The sequence below is a fragment of the Pseudomonas sp. 57B-090624 genome, from assembly GCF_003234055.1.
In the GTDB taxonomy this organism is placed as follows: domain Bacteria; phylum Pseudomonadota; class Gammaproteobacteria; order Pseudomonadales; family Pseudomonadaceae; genus Metapseudomonas; species Metapseudomonas tohonis.
On sequence record NZ_QKRU01000043.1, the window covers coordinates 38,123 to 65,099 of the forward strand.

The window sequence follows — 26,977 nt, forward strand, 5'->3', positions numbered from 1 at the left end:
CACCAGGCGATGCATCAACCCCTCACCGCAACGGCGAGAAACGCGCCGGCAGGCACGCGGTGGAGTGCATGTCGCGCAGCTGCGGGCCGGAGTTTTCCGGCGGCCAGACGCCATCGGCCACCGCGCGGGTGCGCACGTCGAGGCGTTGCTCCAGGCTGGCGTAGGGCCAGATGTGCAGATAGCGCGGAGTGCGGCCATCGGTAGCGTAGAAGGCTGCGTAGACCTGGGAATAGTCCTCGCCGGTGCGCGGGCCGACGGCCTTCTTCCAGCCTTCCAGGGTCGGCGCCAGGCCGGAGGGGATCAGGTCGTACACCCGCAGTTCGTAGAAGGGCCCATGGGCGCCCGGTGCCAGGGGTTCGAGGAAGGGGAACAGCGTGTAGTTCTCCACCTTCATGTCGGTCATGAAGCATTCGATGCCGAAGGCGTCCCGCGCCAGCAGGTAGCGCTCGCGCTCGGCCTGGCGGGCCAGCTCGTCGGTGAAGCCGCGCAGCACGATGACCTGGTTCAACGGGCCGATTTCCGAGGCCCAGCAGCCCATCAGGGTGCAGCCGGGGCCGCTGCTGGCCAGGGTTTCTTCCAGGCGTGCCAGGGCATCGGCCGTGGTGCGCACACGCAGGGTGAAGGTGATCAGTTCGAACAGGCGCATCGTTACCTCGTGGTCCGTGGTTCATGTAGATACGGCGGCGGGCACTGTGCCCGCCGCCCGGCAACCGGGGCCGCGAGGGACGTGCTCACGCCTGCCTCAAGGCCCCGTTGAAACGCGGGGCGAGCCCCATCAGGTCGAGCTTGCGGGTGAATTCGCCGAGGCGGCGCAGCTTGTAGGCCTCCACGTCCACACCTGCGTAGTCATAGAAGCCCTGCCCCTCGCGCAGGCCGTTGCGGCCCTCGTGCATGTTGTCGGCGATCACCTGGGGCGAGGCGAAGCGCGGGTCGATGGCACCGGCCAGGTAGCGCGAGGCGTAGTAGAGGATGTCGCCGCCCCCCCAGTCGATGAATTCCAGCAGGCCCAGCACCGAGAAGCGCAGGCCGAAGCCGACGCGGATCGCGGTGTCGATATCCTCGGCGCTGGCCACGCCCTCTTCCACCATGCGCGCGGCCTCGTTCATCGCCAGGGCCTGGATGCGCGGCACGATGTAGCCCGCCGCCGGGGCGCAGAGCACCGGCACCTTGCCCACCCGGCGCAGCAACGCCAGCAGGCGCTCGACCACCGTGCCGTCGGTGGCCTCGCTGCGGCTCACCTCCACCAGCGGGATCAGGAAGGCCGGGTTGAGCCAGTGGGCGTTGACGAAGCGCCCGGGGTGGCTGACCAGCCCGGCCAGTTCGGTGACCAGGAAGGTGGAGGTGGTCGAGGCGATGATGCAGTCGCCGCTGCAATGCAGGCTCAGCCAGGCGAAGCACTCGCGCTTCACCTCCAGCACCTCGGGCACCGCCTCGAACACCAGCTCGGCGCAGGCCAGGTCGGCCCGCGCCTGCTCGCGGTCGCACAGGCGCACGCGGCCCAACGCCTCGTCCGCCTGCCCGGGTTCGAGCACGCCGAGGCGTACCAGGGTCTGCAGCTCGCTGGCGAGACTGGCGCGCACCTTGTCGAAATACCCCCGCTGCTGCTCGGCATCGCGGGCCTTGATGTCGATGAGGGTCACCGGCAGCCCGGCGTGCATGAAGGCCAGGGCGATGCCTTCGCCCATGCGCCCGGCGCCGACCACGGCGATGCGCGCGGCCATCAGTGGATGCCCTCGCGCAGCAGCTCGACCATCTCGGCGCGGCTCAAACCCGCCAGGCCGAGGCGCTCCAGGGTGCGGCCCTCGGCATAGAGATCGAAGCCGGCCACCGCCGAGGCGATGCTCAGCAGGCCCTGGGCGACGGGCATCGGTACACCGGCCCAGCGGCCGACCGAGACCAGGAAGGACAGGCCCAGGCGCGTGTCTTCCAGCATGTAGCGGTGGCGCTGCAGGTCGATGTCCTCGCGCCAGTCGCCGCTGTCGGTGAGCGTGCCGTGGGCACCGCGGCCGTACATCCACTCATCGCCCTCGGTGGTGTTGTAGTGGTCGGCCAGGGGGAAATGCGGCGCCGGGTAGCCGAGGGCCTCGCGCAGGGCCATGCGCTCGGCGTCCAGCGCGGTGGTGACGCGGCGGATGGCCGGCTGGGTGCCTTCGTTGTGGATGTCCCAGGTCTCGAAGTGCTCCAGGGGGCCGGCGTTCATCATGATCAGCGGCGGGTGGATGATCGGCCCGGCGTTCATCAGCGCACCGCTGAGGCCGTCCTCGATGGGCTCGACGCTCGGGTAGGCCTGGCGCAGCAGGGCGAAGGCCGGCTCGGCCAGGCGGCTGGGGAACACCCCGGTGGGCAGGCGCGTGGCGTAGCCGCTGATCACCACGTCGGCCGCGCCGTGCTTGCGGGCCAGGTAGGGCAAGGTGCCGGTCTCGGCGAAGGCCACTTCGGCGCGGTTACCAGCCTCGTGCATGGCCTTGGCGAACAGGTAGCTGCCGAAGGTGCCCGGCGGCAGGAACAGCACCTGGCCGTCGCGCAGCAACGGCGCCATTTCCCGCGCCAGGCTCTCGTGGGTGGTGGACGGCAGCGGCACCACCAGCAGCTCGGCGAAAGCCACGGCTTCGGCCAGGTCGTCGGTCAGGCCGAGGTTGGCGCCCTCGCCGCCCACCGCCACCTGGCGGGTGCCCCGGTAGTCCTTCACGGTGAGGCTGCCGATCGCCGCAAGCGCCCTGAGCGCCGCGCCGTCACGCCGCCACAGGCACACGCGATGGCCCTTTTCCGCCAGTTCGATGGCTGCTGCGTAGCAACCGTGTCCACCGCCGATAACGCTGATGTTCATGGGTCAAGCTCCTCGTTCAAGAGCCTCGATCCTAGGGGCCCGACCCGCACCTGGCTGCGCGGAATGCGCAACGAGGATTCGGAATGTGCAAGGGATTGGTGCCGGTTCGGCAATCAATCCCGCAGGGGCGAACTCATTGGCTATGTCTGCGTTAAGTGTTGCTATAAGAATTGAGCCCAGCTGATTGCCGAGCTCTGGTGATGTTTCTGGTTTCGCCCCCCCGGGCGAGTCTCTTTTGGCAGTCGCCCCAAAAGAAACCAAAAGGGCTTGCCCCATCATCCGGCCCCGGCTTCGCCGTGGTTCCCTCACTCCATCGTTGCTCTGGGGGCCGGCGCGATGGGCCATCCATGGCCTGGCGCGCCTCTCGCGGCATCCATGCCGCTCGCCCCCCGGCGCAACGACTGCGTTCGGCCTCCTGGAGGGGCGTTGGCGGCTGCTCCAACTTTCTTCGTCCAGCGCATCGCCACGTGGTGCGCACAGGCTTTCGTAGGATGGGTCGGGCGGCGTTCCGCGAGCGAAGCGAAACCCATGCGGTGGAGGTGGCACAAACCCTCAAGCGCCCGGAAAGTACCGTGCTTGAGCGCTTGCATTAAAACCACAACAGCTAACGCCGACAGAGCCAATTCATTCGCCCAAGGGCCGCGCAGCGGCCCGCGTGTCCCCTCCCCGCGCAGGCCCCACATCGCCGCACGCCACAACACCGCTGGTGGATGAGAAGAGCGTTATCCACCCTACGCCCCGGTCATCGTCGTTGATCGGAAAAGGCACGGTGCTGCGGCGGCTCTGTGGGAGTGGCTTCAGCCGCGAAAGGCCCATCGCCGGCACAAAAAAACCACGCCGGCATGACCACCGGCGTGGTTGAAAACAGCGGGGAAAATCGGGTGAAACCCCGCCGGAACCAGGAGCCTCAGGCTTCCAGGGCGCGGACGCGATCGCGGCGCGCTTCTTCATCCGGCTTGGCGGCGGCCTGCAGCTGGAAGTCGAAGTCGATCTCGGCGAAGCGTCCTTCGATGCCACGGGCGTCGGCCGCAGCGGCGTCCTCGATGAAGCGCACCTCGGCCACCAGGCCTTCGCGGGTGGCGTAGGCGAAGTCGTCCCACAGGTACTGGTCGCCCGAGAGGTTGATCTGGGTGGTCAGGTGGCGATGGCCGGGGGCGGAGATGAAGAAGTGGATGTGCGCCGGGCGGTTGCCGTGGCGGCCCAGGCTGTCGAGCAGCTCCTGGGTGGGGCCGTCCGGCGGGCAGCCGTAGCCGGAGGGCACGATGCTGCGGGCACGGTAGCGACCTTCGCCGTCGGTGATGATGCGGCGGCGCAGGTTGAACTCGGACTGGGTGCTGTCGAAGTAGGAATAGGTGCCATTGGTATTGGCGTGCCACAGGTCGACGGTGGCGCCGGCGATGGGCTGGCCCTCGGCGTCCAGCACCTGGCCCTGGAGGAACAGCACGGTGCCCAGGTCGGTGCCGTCGTCCATGCGTGCCTCGCCCTCGGACAGCGGCGCACCGGCCACGTAGAGCGGGCCCTCGATGGTGCGCGGGGTGCCACCGCTGTAGCCGGCGGCTTCGTCCTGGGCATCCAGCAGCAGGTCCAGGTAGTGCTCGACGCCCAGGCCGGCCACCAGCAGGCCGGCCTCCTGGCGGCTGCCCAGGCGGTTGAGGTAATCCACCGCCTTCCAGAACTCCTCGGTGGTCACCTCCAGGTCCTCGATGATCTTCACGGTGTCGAGGAGGATGCGGTTCACCAGCGTCTTCATGCGCGGGTTGCCCTGGTCGTTGTCGAAGCCGGAGGCTTGCTTGAAGAACTGCTGGACGCTTTCGGTCTGGGAGAGTTTGACAGTCATGGTTGGAACCTCATCTTGTAGTTATTGGCCGGGCTTGGCTGGGGCTAGGCGGCGATCAGCGATCGTCCTGGTGGATCGACGAAGGGTGGCGGCAGAGCCCGTCGACCTCGATCTCCATGTAGGGGAACAGCGGCAGCTGCATCAGGGTGCCATGCAGCTCCTCGACGCTGGCCAGGTCGAACACGCTGTAGTTGGCGTAGTGGCCGGCGATGCGCCACAGGTGGCGCCACTTGCCCTCGCGCTGCAGGCGCTGGGCCAGTTCCTTCTCGTCGGCCTTGAGCTTCGCGGCCTTGTCCGGGTCCATGTCGAGCGGCAGCTTCACGGTCATCTTCACGTGGAACAGCATGCGTGGGTCTCCTTCTTCAGGCGGTATCAGGTGCGACGGAAGCGCGCCAGGCGCTCCTCGTCGAGGGTCAGGCCGAGGCCGGGCAGGCGCGGCACGTGCAGCTGGAAGTCCTGGTAGCGCGGCGGCTCGGTGACGATCTCCTCGGTCAGCAGCAGCGGGCCGAACAGTTCGGTGTCCCAGGCCAGTTCGGCCAGGGTGATGAAGGCATGGGCCGCGGCCAGGGTGCCGACGCTGCCTTCGAGCATGGTGCCGCCGTAGAGGCCGATACCGGCCGCCTCGGCGATAGCGGCAGTGCGCAGTACGGCGCGCGGGCCGCCGTTCTTGGCGATCTTCAGGGCGAACACCGGGGCGGCGCCTTCGCGGGCCAGGTTGAAGGCGTCCTCGACGCATTCGATGGACTCGTCCGCCATGATCGGCGCCGGGCTGCGCATCGCGAGGCGCGCCTGGCCGGCGCGGTTGTTGCGCGAGATGGGCTGCTCGATCAGGTCGATGCCGTTCTCGCCCAGTACCTGGCAGGCACGCAGGGCGACGGCCTCGTCCCAGTACTGGTTGACGTCCACGCGCACGCTGGCACGGTCGCCCAGGGCCTTCTTGATGGCGATGACGTGGCGCAGGTCCTGGTTCACCTCGTTGGCGCCGATCTTCAGCTTGAAGATGCGATGGCGGCGCACCTCCAGCATCTGCTCGCCCTCGGCGATGTCGCGGGCGGTGTCGCCGCTGGCCAGGGTCCAGGCCACTTCCAGGCTGTCGCGCACACGGCCACCGAGCAGCTCGCTCACCGGCAGGCCCAGGCGCTTGCCCTGGGCGTCCAGCAGCGCGGTTTCCACCGCCGAGCGGGCGAAGGTGTTGCCCTTCACCACGCGGTCGATGCGCTGCATGGCGGCATTGACGTTGCTGGCGTCCTGGCCGACCAGCAGCGGCGCGAAGTAGCGGTCGAGGTTGGTCTTGATGCTCTCGGGGCTTTCGTAGCCGTAGGCCAGGCCGCCGATGGTGGTGGCTTCGCCGATGCCCTCGATGCCGTCGGCGCAGCGGATGCGCAGGATCACCAGGGTCTGGTTCTGCATGGTGTGCATCGCCAGCTTGTGCGGGCGAATGGTCGGCAGGTCGACGATGATCGCTTCGAGGGACTCGATCGCGGTAGAAATCATTTCAATACCCATCAGGTTCTGTTTTCAATGAACTGGAGCCTAAATCCACGATTCAACCGGTTCCAATATTGAGTTTGTCTGGCACCATACTCACCAGGTATCAAACCAGGCACAGAGAGATCCCCATGGAGCTTCGCCACCTGCGCTACTTCCAGGCCCTTGCCGAAACCCTCAACTTCACCCGCGCCGCCGAGCGCCTGCATATCGCCCAGCCCCCCTTGAGCCGGCAGATCCAGCAGCTCGAGGAAGAGCTCGGCGTCACCCTGCTCGAGCGCGGCCGGCCCCTGCGCCTGACCGAGGCCGGGCGCTTCTTCCACGAGCACTCCAGCGCCCTGCTGGAGCAATTGGCCAAGGTCTGCGACAACACCCGGCGCATCGGCCAGGGCGAGAAGACCTGGCTCGGCATCGGCTTCGCCCCCTCGACCCTCTACGGCGTGCTGCCGGAGCTGATCCGCCGCCTGCGCAGCGACGCCGAGCTGGAGCTCGGGCTCAACGAGATGACCACCCTGCAGCAGGTGGAGGCGCTCAAGGCCGGGCGCATCGACATCGGCTTCGGCCGCATCCACATCGAGGACCCGGCCATCCACCAGCAGGTACTGACCCTGGACCCGCTGGTCGCCGCCCTCCCCGCCGGCCACCCGCTGCTGGCCGCCCCGGCGAGCCTGGAGGCCCTGGCCCGCGAGCCCTTCGTGCTCTACCCGGGCAACCCGCGCCCGAGCTACGCCGACCATGTGCTCGCGCTGTTCGCCACCCACGGCTTGCAGATCCGCGTGGCGCAGTGGACCAACGAACTGCAGACCGCCATCGGCCTGGTCGCCGCCGGCATCGGCATCACCCTGGTGCCCGCCTCGGTGCAGCTGCAGCACCGCGACGACATCGGCTACACCCGCCTGCTGGAAGGCAACGCCACCTCGCCGATCATCATCAGCCGCCGCGTCGGCGACAGCTCCCCGGCATTGGGGGACTGCCTGGCGCTGATCGAGGAGCTGGTGGCGAAGTGAGCTGCCTTGACGCCCCTCGCCCGGTGCCACAAGGTACGGAGCATCGTTTGCCGCAGGAGCCCATGACATGCCGACCGCCACACTCAGCGCAAAGGGCCGGATCACTCTCCCCTTGCAGGTTCGCGAATCCCTGGGACTGACGGAGGGGGACCGCGTCGAATTCATCGAGATCGAAGCCGGCAAGTTCGCCGTAATGGCCGCCGGCACGTCCATACGCAGCCTCAAGGGCGCGGTGTCCATGCCGACCACCCCGGTCAGCATCGAGGACATGAACGAAGCCATCGAGCGAGGTGGCTCATCCGCGCGATGATCGGGCTCGATACCAACGTGCTGGTCCGTTATCTGGCCCAGGACGATCCTCGGCAGAGCGCCCTGGCGACTCGACTGATGGAAGGGCTCAGTGTCAGCGCGCCGGGTTATGTATCCCAGGTCTCGCTCGTGGAGCTGGTCTGGGTCCTCACCTCCTGCTACCGGCTGCCCAAGGCGGAACTGGTAGCGCTGCTGGAAACGCTTCTGCGCAGCCAGGAGCTGGTGATCGAGCGGGCCGACCTTGCCTGGAAGGCCCTGCATCGTTTCAGCGTCGCCAATGCCGACTTCGCCGATTGCCTGATCGAACGTAGCGCCGACTCGGCGGGCTGCGAGAAGGTGATGACCTTCGATGCAAAGGCAGCCAGGACTGCCGGCATGCATCTGCTGGAAGGTTGAAGCGAAATAAAAAAAGACCCGCAAAGGAGTGGCCGGGCCGAGGTGAAAACAAAGGGGTTGGTACACAGGCCAGGTGTTGCATCGACTTTGCAGGATGGGTCGGGCGACGTTCCGCGAACGGAGCGAAACCCGTGCTGCTCCGGGGCCGCTACGCGACCCCGGGCGAATGAATTCGCCCCTAAAGGTGACGTGATCCGGCCCGGCAGTGCGCTTCCAGCCTTTGCAGGAAGCGACAACGCCGGGCCGGCCCTTCATGCCCTGCTGCTCAGAACTTGAAGGTGTAGGTGGTGATCAGGCGGTTCTCCTTGTAGTCCGCCCCCGAGGCCGCGCCGTTGCCGTAGCGGGTCTTGACGTCGATGTTGCGCCACTCGAAGCCGACGCCCTTGAGCGGGCCGCTCTGCACCACGTAGCTGAGGAAGATGTTGCGTTCGCTCTCGACGTTCTCGTCCAGGGCGTTGTTGCCGCGATCGATGCCGGTGCCGCGCAGGTAGCGGGTCATCAGCTTGAGCCCGGGCACGCCGTAGCCGGCGAAGTCCAGGTCGTAGCGCAGCTGCCAGGAGCTCTCGTTGGGCTTGACGAAGGCCACGGTGGACCAGTTCACCAGGTACGGCTGCGGGGCATAGCCGTTGAGCGTGGGGAAGGTGCTGTCGCCGAGCATCCGCTGGTAGCCGACGCCGATGGCGTGGGAGCCCTTGCGCAAGGTGGTCATGGCGCCGTAGGAGCGGTTGTCGATCTCGCCGTAGAGTGCCTTGCCGTCCTCCTTGTTGTCGAAGTAGCGCAGGTCGGTCTTCAGGCCGAAGCCGTCGCCCAGGTCGGCGTTATGGGTCAGGCCGCCGTAGTGCTGCTCGTAGATGTCCTCCAGCTGGCCGTAGAAGTAGGTGGCCGAGAGCGCCGGGCTGAAGGCGTAGGTGGCGCCGCCGAAGTTGAGGCCGTCGCTGCGGCGTTTGATGTCCGGGCCGTTGAACAGGTACATCTTCTCCCGGTCGGACGACTCGCGCCCGCTGATCTCGGTGAAGCGCCCGCCGGTGAGGGTGAGCTTGTCGATCTCGCGGGATTCGACCAGGAAGCCGTGGTAGGTGGTGACCAGCTGCCGCGAGTCGTCCATGAAGGCCACCGGCAGCATCGGCCGGTGCTCGCCGATCTTCAGCTCGGTCTTGGAGTACCTGACCTTGGCGGTCAGCGCGGCGCGGCCGTAGTCACGCACCTGCTCGCCCTTGCTGTCGTCGTAGGGAATGATGCTGTCCGGGCCACGGCCACCACCGCCATCCAGGCGATAGGCATATTGCGCGGACAGGTCGAGGCCGAACTGGATCGGGCCTTCGGTGTAACCGGAGATGGCGCGGAAGTCGAAACCCTGGGTCCAACTGCCGATACGCGACTTCGGTGCATCGCTCTGTTTGTAATCACGGTCGATATAGAAGTTGCGCAAGCCGAGGCTCACTTGCCGATCATCGAGAAAGTCCGCCTGGGCGGTAATCGGCGCGAGCGCACCCATCAGGCTCGCGGCAGCAACGCCGCGGGCCAGCCAGCTTTTCTGAAACATGGGATGTTCCTTTAATACATGTGCAAGGCACTAGAGTGGGAGCAGATTAATTGGCAAATCAGCAAACGCAGGCAGTTAATCCGCAGTGTTGTTTTTATGACCACTTACTGCAAAAAGGCGAAACAGACCCATTACCCGAACATCAGTAACGGGCACCCTCCTTTATTGTTATGTGTTTCATACAGCAGACTTTGCGCGGGAATCACTCGCAAAGTTTCCGGCGATGAACACCGAAACTTTCTACACCGGGACGTTGCTCTTCCCCGGCCTTGAAGCGTTATCAGCAGGCTGCCTTGGAGGCATCGCCGAGGCGGTGGTAGGCGCGGTCGAAGTACACCAGCCCCTCCCGGTTGTCGCCGTGGCGGATGCCCAGCACCTCGCAATAGAAGATGGTGTGCGAGCCCACTTCATGGGCCTGGGCGATGCGGCAGTCGAAGCTCACCAGCGCGCCGTCCAACAACGGGGCGCCGCTTTCCAGGGTGCTCCAGCTGGCGGCGGCGAAACGCTGTTCGGAATCCAGTTCGCGGTTGGCGAACACCGCCGAGATGTCCTTCAGCTCGGCGCTCAGCACATTGACGCTGAGCACGCCGTTGCTCTTGAAGTGCACGTTGGAGAACGAGGAGCGGTTCATGCACACCAGCAGCGTCGGCGGCTGGTCGGTGACGCTGCACACCGCCGAGGCGGTGAAGCCGAAGCGCCCGGCGGCGCCATTGGTGGTGATGACCGAAACGGCGCCGCCCAGCAGCGCCATCGCATTACGAAATCCCGTGGTGTCGACCATGGTTCTACCCTCCGGTATTCAGATGTCCAGGACCAGCTTCGGGGTCCTGGCGCGCGAGCAGCAGACCAGGATCTGGTCGTTGGCGGCCTTCTCCTCGTCGGTCAGGTAGACGTCGCGGTGGTCCGGCTCGCCTTCCAGCACGTCGCACAGGCAGGTGCCGCAGACGCCCTGCTCGCAGGAGATCTCCACCTTGATGCCGACGGTCGCCAGCGCTTCGAGGATGCTCTGGCCCTCGGCCACCTGCACCGTCTTGCCGCTGCGTGCAGCGACCACTTCGAAGCCTTCGCCACTGGCGTCGACCTCGACCTGGAAGTACTCGCGGTGGATGTTGGCCTCGGCGTAGCCCGCCTCGCGCGCCGCGCCGATCACCCAGTCCATGAACCCGGCCGGGCCGCAGACGTAGACATGCACGTCGGCCTGGGGCGTGCCCAGCACGCGCGGCAGGTCGAGCTTCTGCGCCGGCTCATCGTCGAAGTGGGTCTGCACGCACCCGGCGAAGGGGGCGGCGGCCAGCTCGTCGAGAAAAGCGGTGCGGCTGCGCGAACGGCCACAGTAGTGCAGCTCGAACTCGCTGCCGGCAGCCTGCAGCGCATGGGCCATGGCGATCATCGGGGTGATGCCGATGCCGCCGCCGATGAGGATCGAACGGCGCGCATCGGTGGCCAGTGGGAACAGGTTGCGCGGGGTGCTGATCTGCACCTCGGTGCCTTCCAGCAGGCTGTCATGCACGCCCAGGGAGCCCCCGCGCGAGGCCGGGTCCTTGAGCACGCCGAGGCGGTAGAGGCTGGAGTCGGCCGGATCACTGCACAGCGAGTACTGGCGCACCAGGCCGGGGGCGACGTGGATGTCCACGTGGGCCCCGGCTTCGAAGGCAGGAAGCGTCGTGCCGCCGACGGGAAGCAGGTCGAGGACGACGACGCCGTCGCCCTGCAACTGGCGCTTGTGCACCACGACCTTGAGGAGTTGTTCTGTCATCTCGGGTTCACCCGCATTGCACGTCATGGAAAGAAGGCGGCCGTTCGGCGGCCGTCGCATCGTTGTTCGATTGCGCCTCAGCGCATGTACAGGCCGCCGTTCACGTCCCAGGTGGCGCCGGTGGTGAAGTAGGCTTCCGGCCGCGTCAGTTGCACGACCAGGTCGCCGACAAAATCCGCATCGCCCAGGCGCCTGACCGGGATATTGGCCAGCAGCCCCTCCATGCGCTCCGGCGGGACCGCCGCGCGCACCGCCGGGGACTCGATGGGCCCCGGGGCGATGGCGTTGACGGTGACGCCGCTGGCGGCCAGCTCCTTGGCGAAGACCTTGGTCAGGGTGACGATGGCGCCCTTGGAGGCGGCGTAATGCGCGCCGGTGGCGGTGCCGCCGTTCTGCCCGGCCAGGGACGCCAGATTGACGATGCGCCCGTAGCCGGCCGCCGCCATGTGCGCGCCGAACACCTGGCAGCCGACGAACACGCTGCGGGTGTTGAGGCTCAGCACCCGGTCGAACTCCTCGGGGCTGATCTGCATCACAGGCGTGGTCAGGGTCATCGCGGCGTTGTTGACCACCGCATGCAGCGCACCGAAGCGCTCCAGGGCCGCACCCAGCGCCGCCTCGAAATCGGCCTTGCTGGCCACATCCAGCTGCAGCGCCAGGCTGCGTTCACCGCTGGGGTCGAGGCGGTCGGCGGCGGCCCGGGCACGCTCCAGCGACAGGTCGGTGATCACCACCGAATGGCCGGCGGCGAACAGCCGGCCGGCGATGGCGAAGCCCAGGCCCTGGGCGGCGCCGGTGACGAGTGCGATCTGGCTCATGACCGGCTCCCCAGGGTCTGTTCATGAGCTCGCGAGCTAGAGCGAGACAAGGAAGCAATGGCTGAGAGAGCGGAATTTACGTGCTGTAAATGAGCATCTCGAAGCCATTGATGACGCCGTATCGCCGACGCGCAGCAGCTCATGGGCAGGCCCTCACAGGATGTAGCCGATACCGGCGAGGGTATCGGTGGAGTTGATGAGCTGGATCAGCTTGCGCTGGATGCGGAAGCCCTCGCCTTCGCGCTGGAGCTCGAAGGTGATGTCGGCGGTGTAGTGCTTGAGCACGTCCTTGCGGAATTCCCGCAGGTTCTGCGCGCAGCGCACGGTGACCACGCCGCCCTCCTCGCCCAGCACGCGGAAGCGCGACAGGGCGCGCACGGTGCGAGCGCGCGGGCTGGTGGAGATGGACTCGCCGCCGATCAGGCGCTGCACGCGCAGCTTGCGCATGTGATGGTCGTCGTAGGCGTAGTTGAGGGTGTTCTCGAAGTCGGTCTCGTTGGGGTCGATGGGGATGATGTAGGTCCCCTTGTCGGCCCAGAGGTCCAGCCAGGCGTCGAACTCGCCGTGGTCGAGCATGTCCGCTTCCTGCCAGATGAAGGCGCTGACGTGGTTGAGCAATTCAAGGTTCATGATCGGTCTCTCAAGTAGTGCGTCGAGCAGCGGTGCCGTCTCGTCTTTCGCTCGCGGAAGTGCTGAGCTCATACAGGCATGTGCCATCCGGGTTGGATATCGATCCGCCCTAGGCCGACATCATCTTTTTCCACTGCTGGTAGGCCGCGCGCATGCCGGTCTCGGCACTCACGTCGCTGACCCGCCCGTCCTCGCTGGGCTTCTCGCCCGGCAGGCCGCGGTTGAGCATGATCCACAGGTCGGTGCCGGCCTGGGCGCCCTTCTGCACGCGCTCCCAGGCCTCGGAGTCGTCCGGGGTGCCGAAGCCCATGGGGCCCTGGAAGTGCTCGTGCAGGCGCAGGCGGTAGCGGTTGGCCACGGCCGGGCCGCCGTCCATGGTGATCACCGCGTGGTGGATCTCGGTCTCGTTCACCGAGATCGGCTGCAGCACGCGGAAGAAGGCCATGGAGCAGGCGACGTTGGGGAACAGGTTGAGGTTGAAGCCCGAGCCGCCGACGGCGCGGACGATGCGGCGCACCTGCTGCTCGTCGATGCCTTCGCCGCGCAGCTCCTCGGCCAGGGCCTCGAAGCGCTCGGGGATGGGTTTGTCGAGGTCGGCCTCGAGGTCGACCAGGTCCGGGATCATCACCATCACGCTGTGGCCGTTGCCCAGGTCCTCGACGTAGCCCGGGCCCTTCACGAAGTCGAAGAGTTCCAGGGTCTGCTCGTCCACCGAGGACAGGAACGACTTGTGCACCAGCGGGAAGTGGTAGGCGTCGGTGGTGTTCTCCAGCTGGATCTTCCAGTTGCCGGGGAAGCGGAAGCGGTGCTCGCCGGAGACCTTCACGCCGTAGCCGGCGCCCTGCTTCATGAACAGGTCGATCCATTTCTTCGCCGGGCCGAGGAAGTCCACCAGCGGCTCGATGTCGTCCTTGAAGGTGGCGAAGATCATGCCGTTGTACTGCTCGACGCGCAGGCTCACCAGGGGCAGCTCGCCCTTGTCCAGGCAGTCGGCGTAGCTCTCCGGGTGCGGCACGCCGCGCAGGCTGCCGTCCAGGCCGTAGCTCCAGCCGTGGTAGGGGCAGACGAAGCTGTTGGCCTTGCCCTTCTTGTGCTCGCAGACGGTGGCGCCACGGTGGCGGCAACGGTTGAGCAGCACGTGCACGTCCTTCTTGCGGTCGCGCACCACGATCACCGGCTGCTTGCCGATGTAGGTGCTCTTGTAGCTGCCGTTATCGGGGATCTCGCTGGCGTGGGCGACCCAGATCCAGGTGCTGTAGAACACCTTCTCCAGCTCCTCGTCGAAGATGCGCCCGTCGGTGTAGAGCGAGGTGTGCACGCGGTCGTGCTGCACCAGGTCGGCCGGGGTTGCGGCCAGGTTCACGGTTTCGATCAGGTTGGTCACGATCACTCCTCGTCGGCGCTGGGTGCCGACTTGATTTTTCTCGCCGTGCCGGCAAGTCGGAGCTTCCGGTCGGCGCGATCTTTGTAGGGTGGGCTTCAGCCCACGTCTGGCCTTTCTGTGGTGGGCTGAAGCCCACCCTACGTTTGTTGGTTCTTGCCCGGCACCGGCAGGTGCGCGGCGCTGTTCCAGGTATCCACCGGGCGGCTGAACAGGTTCTCGGTCTGGAAGTGCGCCATGCGCCAGGCGCCCTCCTCCTCGCGGAACTCCACCGTCAGGCGCGCCGCGTTGAGGTGCGAGGCGCCGCTGGCGAAGGTCGAGGTCTGCAACATCACCCAGCTGCCGGTCGCAACGCCGCCCTCCACGCGGATCAGTTCCGAACAGAGGAAGTGCACGTTGAGGGCGAAGTGCGCGGGCTCGACCATGTAGGTGGCGAACATCCCGGCGATGGCCTCGCGGCCCCGGTACCCGCCGAAGCTCCTGGCGTACTTGGCGCCCTTGCCTTCCCAGACCGCATCTGTGGTGAACAGCCCGGCCAGCTCGTCGAGCGGGGTGCTGGCATCCAGCGCGTCGCACAGCACCATGTAGCGGTTCATGCAGGCGCGTATGGCGTTCTCGCTTTCCAGCTGGCGCAGGCGCGCCTCCAGGGCTTCGGTCGACATGGCGGTCACGCGCGCTGGATGATCAGTTCGCGGCCGGTGCGGGCCTCGACCTTGCAATAGCGCCACAGCTTGTAGGGGCCGGTGCCCACGGCGGTGGTGCGGAACAGGTTGCAGGCGGCGTGCACCGTCTCGATGTCCGGCACGTCGGCCAGCAGGTAGGTGGTCCAGGGGTAGCCGGTGGACGGGCCGACCATGCTCTGGTCGTCGTCCATGTTGCCGAACACGGTCACGCCGGGCAGGTCGTGGATGCCGTTCCACATGGCGCTGAACGCGGCCCAGACTTCCAGCTGCTCTTCGCGCGGGGCGTCGAAGAAGTTCTGGTTGATTCCCATGCAGAACAACACACGCAGGGCTTTTTTCTCGCTCATCACAATCACCGATCAGTCAGTTGGAATTCACAGGTAGCCGGGCAGCGGCTTGTTGCCGAAGAAGATGGCGCCGGCGTTCTGGTAGGTCATGTCACCCATGAAGGCGTGCTGGGTGATCACCAGGGTGTCGTTGACGAAGCGCGACAGCGGGTTGTCGCGGTACACGCCGCTCATGCCGGAAAGCATCTGCGCGCTGCGCGCCACCTCGGCGGAAACACGGGTCGCGTGGGTCGAGGACAGGCGCAGCAGGTTGGTCTGTTCCACCGACACCGCCTCGCCGGCGAGGATGCTGGCCCAGGCGCTTTCCATCGCCTCGTAGAACCAGGCGCGGGCGGCGCGCAGTTCGGCTTCGGCCTTGGCCACCTGCATCTGCGCCAGGGGGCGGTCGGAGAGCGCCGGCGCACCGGTCACCGAGAAGCGGCCGCTGGCCATGCCGCTGAGGTAGTCCAGCGCGGCGCGGGCGACGCCCAGGCCGACCACGGACAGCACCTGGGTGGCGAAGGACAGCGACGGGTAGCGGAACATCGGCTCATCGAGGTTGGCCGGGCCGCCGCGGACGAAGGTCCAGTCCTCGGGCACCACCACGCCGTCGATCACCACGTCGTGGCTGCCGGTGCCGATCAGGCCCACCACGTCCCAGGTTTCCTCGATCTTCACTTTTTCCCGCGGCATCACCGCCAGGCGCGGCAGGCCGAGCATCTCGCCGTTCCTCGGGGCGATGCCGACGCCGATCAGCGAGGCGCCCATGCAGCCGCTGGAGAACTTCCAGCGGCCGTTCACCTCCAGCCCGCCCTCGACGAAGGTGGCCGGTTGCGGCGGGAAGATGCCGCCGGCGAAGACCACGTCCGGGCCGTTGGCGTAGACCTGTTCCAGGGTCGCCAGGGGCAGCGAGGCCAGGTACACGGGGTTCATGCCGAAGCTCGCCACCCAGCCGGCGGAGCCGTCGGCGATGGAGATGTCCTCGATCATCTGGCAGAACTCGATGGGCGAACGCTCATCGCCACCGAAGCGCCTGGGCACCAGGGCGCGGTAAACGCCCAACGCCTTGAAGCGCTCGATGATGTCCTGGGAGATGTATTTCTGCCGGTCGAATTCCTCGCTCCGGGCGCGCTCGCGGATCTCGGCGAGCAGCGCCTGGAACGCGTCGTTGGCGGTGATCGACACGGGGCGCTGGTAGTCCAGCTCGCTTAGCGCAGACATGGTGTGCTCCAGGGTTGGCATGGGGTTAAGGCTCCAGGCGCCGCACCAGTTCGCGGGCGACTGCGCAAAGCAGTTCGTCCGCGCCCTTGGCGGCGATCAGTTGCAGGCCCACCGGCAGTTGCGAGGCGCCCACCAGGGGGATGCTCAGCGCGGGGTGGCCGGTGAGGTTGAAGGGGCGCACGAAGGCGGTCATGCCGATCACCGCGCGGGTGTCGGCGGCATCCGCCGTCAGCAGCGGGTAGTCGGGCATGGTCGGCATGGCGAGAATCGGGCACTGCGTGAGCGCCGCGTCCACCTCGGCGGTGAAGGCCGCGCGGCAGGCTTCGGCTGCGGCCAGCGCCTCGTCGGTGGTGGCGCCGGCGGCTTCCAGGCGGCCGGCGATATCGGCGCCGACCTTGCCGCTGGCCAGCAGGTGCTGGCAGGCGTTCCAGGTCTCGCGGTTGATCACCGTGAGGCCGGCGTCATAGGCGGCGCGCATGCCCGGCAAGGGCAGCGCCTGCAAGGGGAAATCCGCGGCGGCCAGGGCCGCGTCGACGGCGAACTGCACCTCGTCCAGCGCCTGCACCGGCACCACGCCGATGCGCACGCCCTCTATGGAGGGCAGCGGGCCGAAGTCGGGGGCGATCAGGCCCATGGCCTCGATCAGCATGTCCATGTCACGGGCGAAGGGGCCCACGCAATCCAGCGACGACTGCGCCGGCATCACCCCGTGGCGGCTCACGCGGCCGAAGCTGGGCTTGAGGCCGAACACGCCGCAGCAGGCGGCGGGGATGCGCACCGAGCCGCCGGTGTCGGTGCCGAGGGAGAAGTCGCAGAGCCCACCGGCCACTGCCGTGGCGGAGCCGCTGGAGGAACCACCGGGGATACGCCCGGGGTAAAGCGGGTTGTCCGGCGTGCCGGTCCAGGCATTGATCCCGGTGGTGCCGAAGGCCAGCTCATGGAGGCTGGTCTTGCCGATGATGCGGCAACCGCCGTCGAGCAGCGCCTGGACCACATCGGCATTGCGGGTGGCGTCGGGGGCCTCTTCCAAAGCACGGCTGGACGCGCGGGTCGGGTAGCCGGCGATGTCGATGGTGTCCTTCACCATCACGGTCCTTCCGGACCCTCCCAGCTGCAGTTTCTCGACGACTGTCGCCATGCCTTCACCTGTATTCGATTTGTTCGCGCTGTGCGCTTTCAGGGAAGCCTTTCGCCTGCCTGAGCAGGTGAACGCTTAAATCTAAAATCGGAATATTTACGTGAATTGTCAATTGAATTTTGGCAAATAAATCCGTGTGTAGATTCGGTGCATTTTTCTCTGTTTCGCACCCTTTCCGTGCATTTCGGTAACAGGCATGAAAATGGATATTTCACCCATCAATCGTATTTTTATCGTTTATTTTCAATGCTTTATATATCCAATGAGAAACACAATCATTCAATTAAGTGTTTCCGCACCTGGCCCGAAGGCCCTGCATGAACCCCTTGGAAAAAGAATTTTCAGCCCCTGAAAACAGGCTAAAAATGCCATCAAAAAACAGGTGTTTTTAAGCCTGAAAAATAGAGATTTTTTGGTCAGGAAATCGGCTTTCCAGAAGCCGTATTGATCCAGATCAACGCCTTGTCGCCTGCGGGATCGGAGCGCATCGGCAGCGGTGCGCGAGTGGCCACGGAAACCCCGGCGCCAGCCCCTCGCCCAGCCCCCCGCAGACGACGTGCCGAAACGCCCCCTGTCCGACGGCGCCGCAACGGGGTAACGATTTTTCCTGGCATGCAACCTGCTATCGCCCTACACGCCACTCGGCCCGACACGGGCTCGACGGCGCCGCCCTGCCCTCGGCAGCGTGCAGCGCACGGGCACCACAACAAGAAGGACCACGGGCCCGCCACACGACGCCCGTCGGACAACCGCCCCGTATCGCCTTGCAACTCTTCGGAGAAAGTCATGCTCTTCAAGAAAGCTGTGTCCACGTTGCTCCTGAGTGCCGCCTGCGCCGCCCTTGCGCAGGCCGACGTCAAAGTCGGCGTCATCACCTCCTCCACCGGCCCCATCGCCCTGGTGGGCCTGCCGCAGAAGAACAGCGTGCCGCTGCTGCCGACCCAGGCGGGCGACCAGCAGGTGAAATACATCGCCCTGGATGACGGCAGCGACCCCACCGCCACGGTCAAGGCGCTGAAGAAGCTGATCAGCGAGGAGAACGTCGACGCCATCATCGGCCCGAGCGGTTCGCCCAACGCCATGGGCGTGATCCAGTTCGCCGCCGAGGCCGGCGTGCCGCTGCTGGCCCCGGTGGGCACCGCCGCCGTGGTGCTGCCGATGAACGAGCAGAAGAAATGGGTGTTCAAGACCACCCAGAACGACGACCTGATCGCCAAGGCCCTGGTCGACGACATGGTCGGCCGTGGCGTGAAGACCCTCGGCTTCATCGGCACCGCCGACCCCTACGGCGAGAACTGGTCCAAGGTGATGGGCGCGATGGCCGCCGAGCACGGCATCAAGGTGGTCGCCAACGAGCGCTTCCAGCGCCAGGACACCTCGGTCACCGGGCAGAGCCTCAAGGTGCTGGCCGCGCGCCCCGACGCGGTCCTGGTCGCCGCGCCCGGCAGCTCCGCGGTGATGCCGCAGACCACCCTGTTCGACCAGGGCTACCGCGGGCAGATGTACCAGACCCACGGCGCCGCCCTGCCCGACTTCCTCAAGCTCGGCGGCAAGAAGGTCGAGGGCACCATCCTCGCCGCCAGCCTGATGCTGGTGCTCGACGAGGTGCCGGACAGCCACCCCTCGAAGCAGGTCGCCGCCGACTACATCGCCGCCTACGAGAAGCTCAACGGCAGCAAGCCGGCCACCTTCGGCGCCAACACCTTCGATGCCGGCCTGCTGCTGCAGAACGCCATCCCCGTTGCCGCCGCCAAGGCCGCGCCGGGCACGCCGGAGTTCCGCGCAGCGCTGCGTGACGCGCTGGAGCAGAGCCACGAACTGGCCGCCACCCAGGGCGTCTACAACATGACGCCCGAGGACCACAGCGGCTTCGACGAACGCGGCCGCGAGCTGATCCAGGTGAAGAACGGCAACTGGACGCTGCTGCGCGCCAACTGATCGCAGGCACGGGTTCCCCGCAGGGTGGACAGCGCTTTTCCGTCCACCCGGCGGAGCCCGGCTCAACGCCGAAAGGTGGATGGAAAAAGCGTCATCCACCCTACGCCCGCCACCGAGCGAAACCCTCGCGGCCTCCCCGCAGGGTGGACATCGCTCTTCATGTCCACCAGGCGAGGCCGCACTGGGCTCCGAAGCCACAGCCTCTTCCATTGCGATAAAGAGTTCCCACCATGAATTTCCAGATTGCCATGCTGCTCGGCCAGGACGGCATCACCAACGGCGCGATCTACGCGTTGCTGGCCCTGTCGATCCTGCTGGTCTTCACCGTCACGCGCATCCTGCTGATCCCCCAGGGCGAATTCGTCACCTATGGCGCGCTGACCATGGCCACCCTGCAGGCCGGCCATCCCACCGCCCTGGTCTGGCTGCTGCTGGGCCTGACCCTGATCGACTGCGCGCTGGACCTGTACGACGCCGCGCGCGCCAGCCACGCCTTCCGCTTCCCCAAGCGCATCCTCGCCAAGCTCGCCTACGCCCTGGCCATGGTCGCGGCCATCCGCCTGCTGCCCCTGGCCGAGCTGCCCATGGCGGTGCAGGCGCTGCTGACCCTGGCCCTGGTGGTGCCCCTGGGCCCGCAGATCTACCGCCTGGTGTTCCAGCCCATCGCCTCGGCCAGTTCCCTGGTGCTGCTGATCGTCTCCATCGCCGTGCACGTGGCCATGGTCGGCATCGCCCTGCTGCTGTTCGGCCCGGAAGGCGCGCGCACCGCGCCCTTCTCCGAAGCCGGCCTGGAGCTGGGCCCGGTGACCTTCAACAGCCAGACGCTGTGGGTGATCGCCGTATCCCTGGGGCTGATCATCGGCCTGTTCCTGTTCTTCGAACGCAGCCTCTACGGCAAGGCCCTGCGCGCCACGGCGGTGAACCGCATGGGCGCGCGGCTGATGGGCATCTCGCCGACCCTGGCGGGCAAGGCCACCTTCCTCCTCGCCACCTTCATCGGCGCACTGTCGGGCATCCTCATCGCGCCCATCACCACGCTCTACTTCGACTCCGGCTTCATCATCAGCCTCAAGGGCTTCGTCGGCGCCATCATCGGCGGCCTGGCGAGCTACCCGGTGGCCGCCCTCGGCGCGCTCTCGGTGGGGCTGATCGAAGCCTTCTCGATGTTCTGGGCCAGCACCTACAAAGAGATCATCGTGTTCACCCTGATCATCCCCTTCCTGCTCTGGCGCTCGTTCACCCGCCGTCACGTGGAGGAAGAGGAATGAAACCGCGCCACCTGATCCTGCTCCTGGTCGCCGTGCTCGGTGTCGCACCGCTGGTGCTGCCGCCCTTCTACGTCACCCTGCTCAACTACATCGGCCTCTACACCCTGGTGGTGCTGGGCCTGGTCCTGCTCACCGGCGTCGGTGGCATGACCAGCTTCGGCCAGGCGGCCTTCGTCGGCCTCGGCGCCTACACCACCGCCTACCTGACCACCGCCGAGCAGCTGCCGGCCTGGCTCGCCTGGGCCAGCGCATCGCCCTGGCTGACGCTGCTGGTGGGGGTGGCCATCACCGCCCTGGTGGCCCTGCTGCTGGGCGCGCTGACGCTCAAGCTCTCGGGCCACTACCTGCCCCTGGGCACCATTGCCTGGGGCCTGTCGCTGTACTACCTGTTCGGCACGGTGGAATCGCTCGGCGGCCACACCGGCGTCAGCGGGTTGCCGTCGATCTCGCTGTTCGGCGTGCTGCTCGACAAGGGCGAGAAGGTCTTCTACCTGATCTGGGTGGTGCTCCTGCTGGCCATGCTGATCACCCAGAACCTGCTGGATTCCCGCGAAGGCCGGGCCATCCGCGCACTCAAGGGCGGCCAGCTGATGGCCGAGTCCATGGGCGTCGACACCTTCCGCTCCAAGCTGGTGATCTTCCTCATCTCGGCGGTGTTCGCGGCCGTGTCCGGCTGGCTCTATGCGCACACCCAGCGCTTCGTGAACCCCACGCCCTTCGGCCTCAACATGGGCATCGACTACCTGTTCATGGCGCTGATCGGCGGCGTTGGCAGCGTCTGGGGCGCGCTGCTCGGCAGCGGCATCCTCACCCTGCTCAAGCAGTGGCTGCAGGACCTGCTGCCGCACCTGCTGGGCAGCACCGGCAACTACGAGACCATCGTCTTCGGCCTGCTCATCGTGCTGCTGATGCAGCGCGCGCCGGGTGGCCTGTGGCCGCTGCTGGTGCGCCTGGTGCCAGCCCGCCTGCGCACCCGCCAGCGCCTGCCGGCGGCCGAGGCCCCGGCTCGCGCGCTGCCGCAGCGGGAACGCCCGGCCCACGGCGAGGTGATCCTCGAAGCGCGCCATGTCACCCGGCGCTTCGGCGGCCTGGTGGCCAACAACGACATGAGCCTGGAGGTGCGCGCCGGCGAGATCCTCGCCCTGATCGGCCCCAACGGCGCCGGCAAGAGCACCCTGTTCAACCAGCTCTCCGGCGTCGACACCCCCAGCAGCGGCGACGTGCTGTTCATGGGCAGGCGCATCAATGGCCTGGCCTCGCGCCGCGTGGCCGGCATGGGCATGAGCCGCACCTTCCAGCACGTGAAGCTGCTGCCGGGCATGAGCGTGCTGGAGAACGTCGCCATCGGCGCCCACCTGCGTGGCGGCAAGGGCGTGCTGGCCTCGGCCCTGCGCCTGGATCGCGCCGAGGAGGCCGACCTGCTGGCCGAAGCACGCCGCCAGCTGGAGCGCGTCGGCCTGGGCGACTACCTGCACGAGGAGGCCGGCAGCCTCGCCCTCGGCCAGCAGCGCATCCTCGAGATCGCCCGCGCCCTGTGCGCCGACCCTTGCCTGCTGCTGCTCGACGAGCCCGCCGCCGGACTGCGCCACAAGGAGAAGGAGGCCCTCGGCATCCTCCTCAGCCGCCTGCGCAGCGAAGGCATGGCCATCCTCCTGGTGGAGCACGACATGGACTTCGTCATGGGCCTGGTGGACCGCGTGGTGGTGATGGAATTCGGCCAGCGCATCGCCCAGGGCCTCCCCGACGAAGTGCAGAAGAACCCCGCCGTGCTGGAAGCCTATCTCGGAGGCGCAGAGTGATGAACATGCAGATCGAACCCCGCAAGCCCTTGGAAAACCAGGTGGCCGACGCCGTGCTGGAGGTCAGCGACCTGTGCGTCGCCTACGGCAAGGTGGAAGCCCTGTCCAACGCCAGCCTGCGGGTCGGCCAGGGGCAGATCGTCACCGTCATCGGCCCCAACGGCGCCGGCAAGACCACCCTGCTCTCGGCCATCATGGGCGTGCTCGGCTCCCGTGGCCGGGTCGAGTTCGACGGCAGCCTGGAAGCGGTACCGGAGGTGGAAGTGCTGGTCTCCCGCGGCCTCGGCCTGGTGCCGGAGAAGCGCGAGCTGTTCACCAGCATGAGCGTGGCCGACAACCTGCTGCTCGGCGCCTTCCAGCGTCACCGCCGGGGCGATCGCAACCACGCCGCCACCCTGGCCGAGGTCTACGAGCTGTTCCCACGGCTGTGGGAGCGTCGCGACCAGCTGGCCGCCACCCTCTCCGGCGGCGAGCGGCAGATGCTCGCCGTGGGCCGCGCGCTGATGGCCAAGCCCAAGCTGCTGATGCTCGACGAACCCAGCCTGGGCCTGGCGCCGCTGATCACCCGCGAGATCTTCCGCATCATCACCGCGCTGCGCCAGCAGGGGGTCTCGATCCTGCTGGTGGAGCAGAACGCGCGTGCGGCATTGCGCGTGGCCGACTATGCCTACGTACTGGAAACCGGGCGCATCGCCATGCAGGGCCCCGCCGCCCAGCTGGCCGACGACCCGCGCGTGATCGAGGCCTACCTCGGCCTCGCCAGCAAGCATCAGGACATGCTTGCCGGTTGACCCGTGCCCGCCCGGCGATCCCGGGCGGGCCACTCGATGGAGCGACCCCATGAAGCAACCTCCCCTGCGTATCTGCATCGCCGGTGCCGGTGCCATCGGCTGCACCCTCGCCGCCCGTTTCGCCGCCAGCGGCCAGCGGGTCAGCGTGCTCGCCCGAGGCGAGACCCTGGACGCCATCCGCCGCGACGGCATCCGCCTGCACGACCTCGACGGCACGCATCAGGCGCGCGTCGAGGCCAGTGACCATGCCGCCGAACTGGGCCCCCAGGACCTGGTGTTCCTCTGCACCAAGGCCCCGGCCCTTGCCACGCTGCTGCCACGGATCGCGCCGTTGCTGGATGACGAGACGACCGTGGTGCCGGTGGTCAACGGCGTGCCCTGGTGGTACTTCCACGGGCTCGACGGGCGCTTCGCCGGGCGCCCTGTCGCGGCGGTGGACCCGGACGGCGCACTGCTGGCGGCCCTCGATCCGGCGCGGCTGATCGGCTGCGTGGTGTTCATCACCGCACAGTGCCCGGCGCCCGGCGTGGCCGAGTCGAGCAACCCGCACCTGATGATCGTCGGCGAGCCGGACAACCGCCTGACGCCCCGGCTGGAACGCCTGCGCGCGGTGATCGCCGACGCCGGCATCGAGGCCCGCGCCAGCGAGCGCATCCGCGACCCGCTGTGGACCAAGATCATCGCCAACCTCACCTCCAACCCCCTGTCGGTGGTCAGCGGCGCCACCCTGGAGCAGCTCTACGGCCAGCCCGGCCTGCGCGAGCTGGCCCGCGCCACCCTGCACGAGGCGCTGCTGGTGGCCGCCGGCCACGGCGCGCGGGTGGACATCGACCCGCAGACCTTCCTCGAACTCGGCGCCGGCATGGGCGCCGTACGCACCTCGATGCTGCAGGACCATGACAAGGGCCGGCCGCTGGAGCTGGCCGCCATCGGCGACGCCGTGCTGGAACTGGCCGAGCTGCTCGACCTGCCCATGCCCATCACCCGCCACCTCATCGCCCTGGCGCGCTTCCGCAGCGCCAGCCACTGAACAAGGAGCCTTCCATGAACGCCATCGCCATCACCCAGCCCCAGCACTGCAGCGACGAGGAATGGGCCCTGCGCGTGCAGCTCGCCCACTGCTACCACCTGGTGGATTTCTTCGGCTGGACCGAGACCATCTTCAACCACATCTCCGCACGCCTGCCGGGGCCGGCGCACCACTACCTGGTCAACCCCTTCGGCCTCAACTACCGCGAGGTGACCCCGGCCAACCTGCTCAAGGTCGACCTCGACGGCCACAAGCTGGAGGACTCGCACTACGACGCCAACCCCGCCGGCTTCGCCCTGCACAGCGCCGTGCACGGGGCCCGCGACGACATCCACTGCCTGATCCACACCCACACCACGCCCATCTCCGCCGTGGTGCAGAAGAAGGCCGGCTTCGGCCACCACGACTTCTACGGCGCGCAGCTGTACGGGCGCATCGGCTACCACACCTTCGAGGGCATCACCCTGTTCGATGACGAGAAGGTGCGGATGATCGACAGCCTCGGCGACAAGCACATCCTGGTGCTGCGCAACCACGGCATCGCAGTGGGTGAAAGCAGCATCGCCAAGGCCTTCTTCCTGCTCTGGACGGTGCAGCGCGCGGCGGAGATCCAGTGCGCCGCCGGCGCCCTCGGCGGCGAGGACAACCCGCTGCCGGAAGCCATCAGCCAGAAGTGCGCCGACCTCACCGCCATGCTGATCCGCGAGAGCGGCTTCGCGGTGAAGTTCTTCGACGCCATGGTGCGCAAGATGCAGGCCGAACGCGGCGCGGGCTGGTGAGCATGGGCGCCTCCCTCGCCACCCTGCCCGCCTTCGTCGAGCCCCCCATCTCGCGGCTCGCCCCCGACGGCCGCCTGCTGGCCTGCAACGACGCCTACCTGGCGCTTTGCGGCTACCGCCGCGACGAGCTGCTGAACCAGGGCTTCGAACTGATCAACCACCCGCAGATGCCGGCGCGGGTGATCGAGCGCATGTGGCGGACGCTGCGCGCCGGCACCCCCTGGAGCGGCCCGCTCATGGGCCGCACCCGGGACGGTGCGAGCTTCTGGAGCCAGCTCTACGTGGTGCCGCTGTTCGATGGCGGCGAGCTGGTGGCCCTGGGCACCGTCTACCACCCCATCGACGCCGCCCAGAGCCGCCGCGCCGAGGCTCTGTACGCGCGCCTGCGCCAGGGCCGCGCCCCGCTGCCGCTGGCCGGCCGCGTGCACCAATGGCTGGCCGGCCAGGGCCTGGGCCTGGCACTGGCCCTGCTCCTGGGGGGCGCCACCCTCGGCGGGCATGTCGCACCGGCACTGGGCGGCCTGGCCCTGGCGCTGCTGATCGGCGCCGCCTGGCAACGGCGGGCGACCCAGCGCCGCGACCTGCAGCGCGCCCTCGGCGGCCACGCCCAGGTGTACAGCGACACGCTGCTGGCGCCGATCTACCGCAGTGCATCGGGAGGCAGCGGCCTGTTCGAGATGGCGCTCAACAGCCAGAAGCTGCGCATGCGCACGGTGATGGCGCGGATCAGCATCAACGGCGAGATCCTCCGCGCCCGCAGCGAGGAGTCCGCGCAACTGGTGGCCAGCGGCGCCGCGCAGCTCGACCGCCAGCTGCAGGAGGCCGAGCAGTCGGCAGCGGCCATCCACGAGATGAGCGCGACCATCCAGGCGCTGTCGCGCAACCTGCAGGAAGCCGCCCAGGCCACCACCCAGGTCGACCAGCTGGCCCACGACGGCGAGCGCCTGGCCGAGCAGAGCCAGGCCTCGATGCAGGGCATGCGCGAGTCGGTGGCGGACATCGACCTCGCCGTGGGCCGGCTGGCGGAATCCATCGAATCCATCAGCGGCATCGCCACGGTGATCCAGAGCATCGCCGAGCAGACCAACCTGCTGGCGCTGAATGCGGCGATCGAGGCGGCGCGGGCCGGGGAATCCGGACGCGGCTTCGCCGTGGTCGCCGACGAAGTGCGCACCCTCGCCTCGCGCACCCGCGACTCCACCGGGCAGATCCAGCAATCCATCCAGCGCCTGCGCGACGGCAGCGCCGAGGCCCTGGCCACCGCGCGGCGCGGCGAGCTGGCGGCGCAGCAATCCGGGCAGGACGTGGAGCAGGTGCGCCAGGCGCTGCAACGCATCTGCGGGGAAGTCGGGCAGATCAGCGGCATGAGCCTGCAGATGGCCGCCGCCATCGAGCAACAGGGGCAGGTCGCCGAGGAGGTCAACCGGCAGATCGCGCAGATCGCCGAGCTGGCCGAATGCAGCGCCGGCCAGGCCCAGCGCAACAGCCAGATCGGCCAGGAGCTGCACCAGCTGGCCAATTCGCAACTGGACCTGGCGCAGCGCTTTCTCGACGGCTGAGTCGTGCGTGTTGCTTCTGCCCTCTCAAGGGAGAGAAAGCCATGCAGCCATCCGGCGTTTCGCCCGTAGGGTGTGCTGCGCGCACCTGGGCCTCACCGGAAGCACCGAGCGGCGGTGCGCACGGCACACCCTACGGCACGAGGCCAGCTCTGCACCGTAGCCCGGGAGTTGGCGCGGAGGCGTTCCCGGGCTGAAGCCCGGGCTACCGGCTGAGTGGCCTCTGCCCCCTCAAGGGAGCGAACGCCGTGCAGCATCCCGTGTTTCGTCCGTAGGGTGTGCTGCGCGCACCTGGATCTCGCCAGAAGCACCGTGCGGCGGTGCGCACGGTGTTTAGCCGGGATACATGGGTAACGCTTGTCGGGGGACATGGGTAACGGGTTGCTGGTCGTTACTTCTTCTCTCTCAGGTCGAACTGGCGGATTGTCTTATGGATGAAAATCACATCGTAGACAC

General features: G+C 67.5%; 26 protein-coding genes. 10 read left to right on the forward strand and 16 right to left on the reverse strand.

Going from position 1 to position 26,977, the window contains the following annotated elements; translation table 11 throughout:
- Window positions 1-22: 22 nt before the first annotated feature.
- The 6 genes from DMX10_RS19995 to DMX10_RS20025 all read right to left on the reverse strand — a co-directional run bounded on the left by DMX10_RS19995 (window position 23) and on the right by DMX10_RS20025 (window position 6,158).
- Window positions 23-646: an NIPSNAP family protein gene (locus tag DMX10_RS19995; RefSeq protein WP_111262695.1), complete on the reverse strand. Its 624-nt coding sequence runs from the start codon at window positions 644-646 to the stop codon at window positions 23-25.
- An 85-nt stretch (window positions 647-731) separates the two neighbouring features.
- Window positions 732-1,721 carry a 3-hydroxybutyryl-CoA dehydrogenase gene (locus DMX10_RS20000; protein ID WP_111262696.1) on the reverse strand — a complete coding sequence of 330 codons (990 nt, stop codon included), beginning with the start codon at window positions 1,719-1,721 and terminating at the stop codon, window positions 732-734.
- Entirely contained in the window at window positions 1,721-2,827 is a 1,107-nt protein-coding gene (locus DMX10_RS20005; RefSeq protein ID WP_111262697.1) for an NAD/NADP-dependent octopine/nopaline dehydrogenase family protein, read from the reverse strand. The genes DMX10_RS20000 and DMX10_RS20005 overlap by 1 nt, the downstream gene beginning before the upstream one ends.
- Before the next feature lie 907 nt (window positions 2,828-3,734).
- Window positions 3,735-4,664, reverse strand: coding sequence for a catechol 1,2-dioxygenase (catA, locus tag DMX10_RS20015; protein WP_111262699.1), 930 nt, complete (start codon window positions 4,662-4,664; stop codon window positions 3,735-3,737).
- A 55-nt stretch (window positions 4,665-4,719) separates the two neighbouring features.
- Complete coding sequence (gene catC / locus DMX10_RS20020) at window positions 4,720-5,010, reverse strand: muconolactone Delta-isomerase (protein ID WP_111262700.1); 291 nt, start codon at window positions 5,008-5,010, stop codon at window positions 4,720-4,722.
- Window positions 5,011-5,036: 26 nt separating this feature from the next.
- On the reverse strand, window positions 5,037-6,158 hold the full coding sequence (locus tag DMX10_RS20025; protein WP_178082987.1) for a muconate cycloisomerase family protein: 1,122 nt from the start codon (window positions 6,156-6,158) through the stop codon (window positions 5,037-5,039).
- A gap of 125 nt (window positions 6,159-6,283) precedes the next feature.
- Between DMX10_RS20025 and DMX10_RS20030 the strand changes: the two genes are divergently transcribed.
- The 3 genes from DMX10_RS20030 (at window position 6,284) to DMX10_RS20040 (ending at window position 7,864) form a co-directional block, all read left to right on the forward strand.
- Window positions 6,284-7,159 (forward strand): LysR family transcriptional regulator, encoded by an 876-nt coding sequence (locus tag DMX10_RS20030; RefSeq protein ID WP_111262702.1) that lies wholly within the window; start codon window positions 6,284-6,286, stop codon window positions 7,157-7,159.
- Window positions 7,160-7,226: 67 nt separating this feature from the next.
- Window positions 7,227-7,469 (forward strand): AbrB/MazE/SpoVT family DNA-binding domain-containing protein, encoded by a 243-nt coding sequence (locus DMX10_RS20035; RefSeq protein WP_111262703.1) that lies wholly within the window; start codon window positions 7,227-7,229, stop codon window positions 7,467-7,469.
- On the forward strand, window positions 7,466-7,864 hold the full coding sequence (locus DMX10_RS20040) for a PIN domain-containing protein (RefSeq protein ID WP_111262704.1): 399 nt from the start codon (window positions 7,466-7,468) through the stop codon (window positions 7,862-7,864). The genes DMX10_RS20035 and DMX10_RS20040 overlap by 4 nt, the downstream gene beginning before the upstream one ends.
- Window positions 7,865-8,129: 265 nt before the next feature.
- Here the strand turns inward: DMX10_RS20040 and DMX10_RS20045 are convergent, their stop codons facing one another.
- The 10 genes from DMX10_RS20045 to DMX10_RS20090 form a co-directional block, all read right to left on the reverse strand.
- The gene (locus DMX10_RS20045; protein WP_111262705.1) at window positions 8,130-9,407 is read right to left on the reverse strand and encodes an OprD family porin; all 1,278 of its coding nucleotides are present in this window, start codon (window positions 9,405-9,407) and stop codon (window positions 8,130-8,132) included.
- Window positions 9,408-9,687: 280 nt separating this feature from the next.
- The gene (locus DMX10_RS20050; RefSeq protein ID WP_111262706.1) at window positions 9,688-10,188 is read right to left on the reverse strand and encodes a flavin reductase; all 501 of its coding nucleotides are present in this window, start codon (window positions 10,186-10,188) and stop codon (window positions 9,688-9,690) included.
- Between the two features lie 18 nt (window positions 10,189-10,206).
- Window positions 10,207-11,163 carry a PDR/VanB family oxidoreductase gene (locus DMX10_RS20055; protein WP_111262707.1) on the reverse strand — a complete coding sequence of 319 codons (957 nt, stop codon included), beginning with the start codon at window positions 11,161-11,163 and terminating at the stop codon, window positions 10,207-10,209.
- A 77-nt stretch (window positions 11,164-11,240) separates the two neighbouring features.
- Window positions 11,241-11,981, reverse strand: coding sequence for an SDR family NAD(P)-dependent oxidoreductase (locus DMX10_RS20060; protein WP_111262708.1), 741 nt, complete (start codon window positions 11,979-11,981; stop codon window positions 11,241-11,243).
- A 153-nt stretch (window positions 11,982-12,134) separates the two neighbouring features.
- Window positions 12,135-12,611: an aromatic-ring-hydroxylating dioxygenase subunit beta gene (locus DMX10_RS20065; RefSeq protein WP_111262709.1), complete on the reverse strand. Its 477-nt coding sequence runs from the start codon at window positions 12,609-12,611 to the stop codon at window positions 12,135-12,137.
- Window positions 12,612-12,720: 109 nt separating this feature from the next.
- Entirely contained in the window at window positions 12,721-13,995 is a 1,275-nt protein-coding gene (locus tag DMX10_RS20070) for a Rieske 2Fe-2S domain-containing protein (protein WP_111262710.1), read from the reverse strand.
- Window positions 13,996-14,132: 137 nt separating this feature from the next.
- Window positions 14,133-14,654: a nuclear transport factor 2 family protein gene (locus DMX10_RS20075; protein WP_111262724.1), complete on the reverse strand. Its 522-nt coding sequence runs from the start codon at window positions 14,652-14,654 to the stop codon at window positions 14,133-14,135.
- Window positions 14,655-14,659: 5 nt separating this feature from the next.
- Complete coding sequence (locus tag DMX10_RS20080; RefSeq protein WP_021217328.1) at window positions 14,660-15,022, reverse strand: hypothetical protein; 363 nt, start codon at window positions 15,020-15,022, stop codon at window positions 14,660-14,662.
- 27 nt (window positions 15,023-15,049) lie between these two features.
- Window positions 15,050-16,222 (reverse strand): acyl-CoA dehydrogenase family protein, encoded by a 1,173-nt coding sequence (locus tag DMX10_RS20085; protein WP_111262711.1) that lies wholly within the window; start codon window positions 16,220-16,222, stop codon window positions 15,050-15,052.
- Between the two features lie 25 nt (window positions 16,223-16,247).
- Window positions 16,248-17,360 carry an amidase gene (locus tag DMX10_RS20090; protein ID WP_111262712.1) on the reverse strand — a complete coding sequence of 371 codons (1,113 nt, stop codon included), beginning with the start codon at window positions 17,358-17,360 and terminating at the stop codon, window positions 16,248-16,250.
- A 786-nt stretch (window positions 17,361-18,146) separates the two neighbouring features.
- On the opposite strand from DMX10_RS20090, the gene DMX10_RS20095 reads away from it, so the two are divergent.
- From DMX10_RS20095 to DMX10_RS33465, 7 genes are all read left to right on the forward strand, one after another.
- Window positions 18,147-19,298, forward strand: a complete 1,152-nt coding sequence (locus DMX10_RS20095; RefSeq protein WP_111262713.1) for an ABC transporter substrate-binding protein — start codon at window positions 18,147-18,149, stop codon at window positions 19,296-19,298.
- Window positions 19,299-19,528: 230 nt separating this feature from the next.
- Window positions 19,529-20,566: a branched-chain amino acid ABC transporter permease gene (locus DMX10_RS20100; protein ID WP_111262714.1), complete on the forward strand. Its 1,038-nt coding sequence runs from the start codon at window positions 19,529-19,531 to the stop codon at window positions 20,564-20,566.
- A complete protein-coding gene (locus DMX10_RS20105; protein ID WP_111262715.1) occupies window positions 20,563-22,365 on the forward strand; it encodes an ATP-binding cassette domain-containing protein in 1,803 nt (600 codons plus the stop codon). The genes DMX10_RS20100 and DMX10_RS20105 overlap by 4 nt, the downstream gene beginning before the upstream one ends.
- A 5-nt stretch (window positions 22,366-22,370) precedes the next feature.
- Complete coding sequence (locus DMX10_RS20110) at window positions 22,371-23,156, forward strand: ABC transporter ATP-binding protein (RefSeq protein WP_371921711.1); 786 nt, start codon at window positions 22,371-22,373, stop codon at window positions 23,154-23,156.
- A 49-nt stretch (window positions 23,157-23,205) separates the two neighbouring features.
- Entirely contained in the window at window positions 23,206-24,186 is a 981-nt protein-coding gene (locus DMX10_RS20115; protein ID WP_111262717.1) for a ketopantoate reductase family protein, read from the forward strand.
- A gap of 14 nt (window positions 24,187-24,200) precedes the next feature.
- On the forward strand, window positions 24,201-24,965 hold the full coding sequence (locus tag DMX10_RS20120; RefSeq protein ID WP_111262718.1) for a class II aldolase/adducin family protein: 765 nt from the start codon (window positions 24,201-24,203) through the stop codon (window positions 24,963-24,965).
- Between the two features lie 2 nt (window positions 24,966-24,967).
- On the forward strand, window positions 24,968-26,524 hold the full coding sequence (locus DMX10_RS33465) for a methyl-accepting chemotaxis protein (protein ID WP_111262719.1): 1,557 nt from the start codon (window positions 24,968-24,970) through the stop codon (window positions 26,522-26,524).
- Window positions 26,525-26,977 lie beyond the last annotated feature (453 nt).

What these genes read in the sequence shown, in the direction of transcription:
- DMX10_RS19995 (WP_111262695.1), bottom strand. Translation starts at nt 646, where the DNA reads ATGCGCCTGTTCGAACTGATCACCTTCACCCTGCGTGTGCGCACCACG.
- DMX10_RS20000 (WP_111262696.1), bottom strand. Translation starts at nt 1,721, where the DNA reads ATGGCCGCGCGCATCGCCGTGGTCGGCGCCGGGCGCATGGGCGAAGGC.
- DMX10_RS20005 (WP_111262697.1), bottom strand. Translation starts at nt 2,827, where the DNA reads ATGAACATCAGCGTTATCGGCGGTGGACACGGTTGCTACGCAGCAGCC.
- catA (WP_111262699.1), bottom strand. Translation starts at nt 4,664, where the DNA reads ATGACTGTCAAACTCTCCCAGACCGAAAGCGTCCAGCAGTTCTTCAAG.
- catC (WP_111262700.1), bottom strand. Translation starts at nt 5,010, where the DNA reads ATGCTGTTCCACGTGAAGATGACCGTGAAGCTGCCGCTCGACATGGAC.
- DMX10_RS20025 (WP_178082987.1), bottom strand. Translation starts at nt 6,158, where the DNA reads ATGATTTCTACCGCGATCGAGTCCCTCGAAGCGATCATCGTCGACCTG.
- DMX10_RS20030 (WP_111262702.1), top strand. Translation starts at nt 6,284, where the DNA reads ATGGAGCTTCGCCACCTGCGCTACTTCCAGGCCCTTGCCGAAACCCTC.
- DMX10_RS20035 (WP_111262703.1), top strand. Translation starts at nt 7,227, where the DNA reads ATGCCGACCGCCACACTCAGCGCAAAGGGCCGGATCACTCTCCCCTTG.
- DMX10_RS20040 (WP_111262704.1), top strand. Translation starts at nt 7,466, where the DNA reads ATGATCGGGCTCGATACCAACGTGCTGGTCCGTTATCTGGCCCAGGAC.
- DMX10_RS20045 (WP_111262705.1), bottom strand. Translation starts at nt 9,407, where the DNA reads ATGTTTCAGAAAAGCTGGCTGGCCCGCGGCGTTGCTGCCGCGAGCCTG.
- DMX10_RS20050 (WP_111262706.1), bottom strand. Translation starts at nt 10,188, where the DNA reads ATGGTCGACACCACGGGATTTCGTAATGCGATGGCGCTGCTGGGCGGC.
- DMX10_RS20055 (WP_111262707.1), bottom strand. Translation starts at nt 11,163, where the DNA reads ATGACAGAACAACTCCTCAAGGTCGTGGTGCACAAGCGCCAGTTGCAG.
- DMX10_RS20060 (WP_111262708.1), bottom strand. Translation starts at nt 11,981, where the DNA reads ATGAGCCAGATCGCACTCGTCACCGGCGCCGCCCAGGGCCTGGGCTTC.
- DMX10_RS20065 (WP_111262709.1), bottom strand. Translation starts at nt 12,611, where the DNA reads ATGAACCTTGAATTGCTCAACCACGTCAGCGCCTTCATCTGGCAGGAA.
- DMX10_RS20075 (WP_111262724.1), bottom strand. Translation starts at nt 14,654, where the DNA reads ATGTCGACCGAAGCCCTGGAGGCGCGCCTGCGCCAGCTGGAAAGCGAG.
- DMX10_RS20080 (WP_021217328.1), bottom strand. Translation starts at nt 15,022, where the DNA reads ATGAGCGAGAAAAAAGCCCTGCGTGTGTTGTTCTGCATGGGAATCAAC.
- DMX10_RS20085 (WP_111262711.1), bottom strand. Translation starts at nt 16,222, where the DNA reads ATGTCTGCGCTAAGCGAGCTGGACTACCAGCGCCCCGTGTCGATCACC.
- DMX10_RS20090 (WP_111262712.1), bottom strand. Translation starts at nt 17,360, where the DNA reads ATGGCGACAGTCGTCGAGAAACTGCAGCTGGGAGGGTCCGGAAGGACC.
- DMX10_RS20095 (WP_111262713.1), top strand. Translation starts at nt 18,147, where the DNA reads ATGCTCTTCAAGAAAGCTGTGTCCACGTTGCTCCTGAGTGCCGCCTGC.
- DMX10_RS20100 (WP_111262714.1), top strand. Translation starts at nt 19,529, where the DNA reads ATGAATTTCCAGATTGCCATGCTGCTCGGCCAGGACGGCATCACCAAC.
- DMX10_RS20105 (WP_111262715.1), top strand. Translation starts at nt 20,563, where the DNA reads ATGAAACCGCGCCACCTGATCCTGCTCCTGGTCGCCGTGCTCGGTGTC.
- DMX10_RS20110 (WP_371921711.1), top strand. Translation starts at nt 22,371, where the DNA reads ATGCAGATCGAACCCCGCAAGCCCTTGGAAAACCAGGTGGCCGACGCC.
- DMX10_RS20115 (WP_111262717.1), top strand. Translation starts at nt 23,206, where the DNA reads ATGAAGCAACCTCCCCTGCGTATCTGCATCGCCGGTGCCGGTGCCATC.
- DMX10_RS20120 (WP_111262718.1), top strand. Translation starts at nt 24,201, where the DNA reads ATGAACGCCATCGCCATCACCCAGCCCCAGCACTGCAGCGACGAGGAA.
- DMX10_RS33465 (WP_111262719.1), top strand. Translation starts at nt 24,968, where the DNA reads ATGGGCGCCTCCCTCGCCACCCTGCCCGCCTTCGTCGAGCCCCCCATC.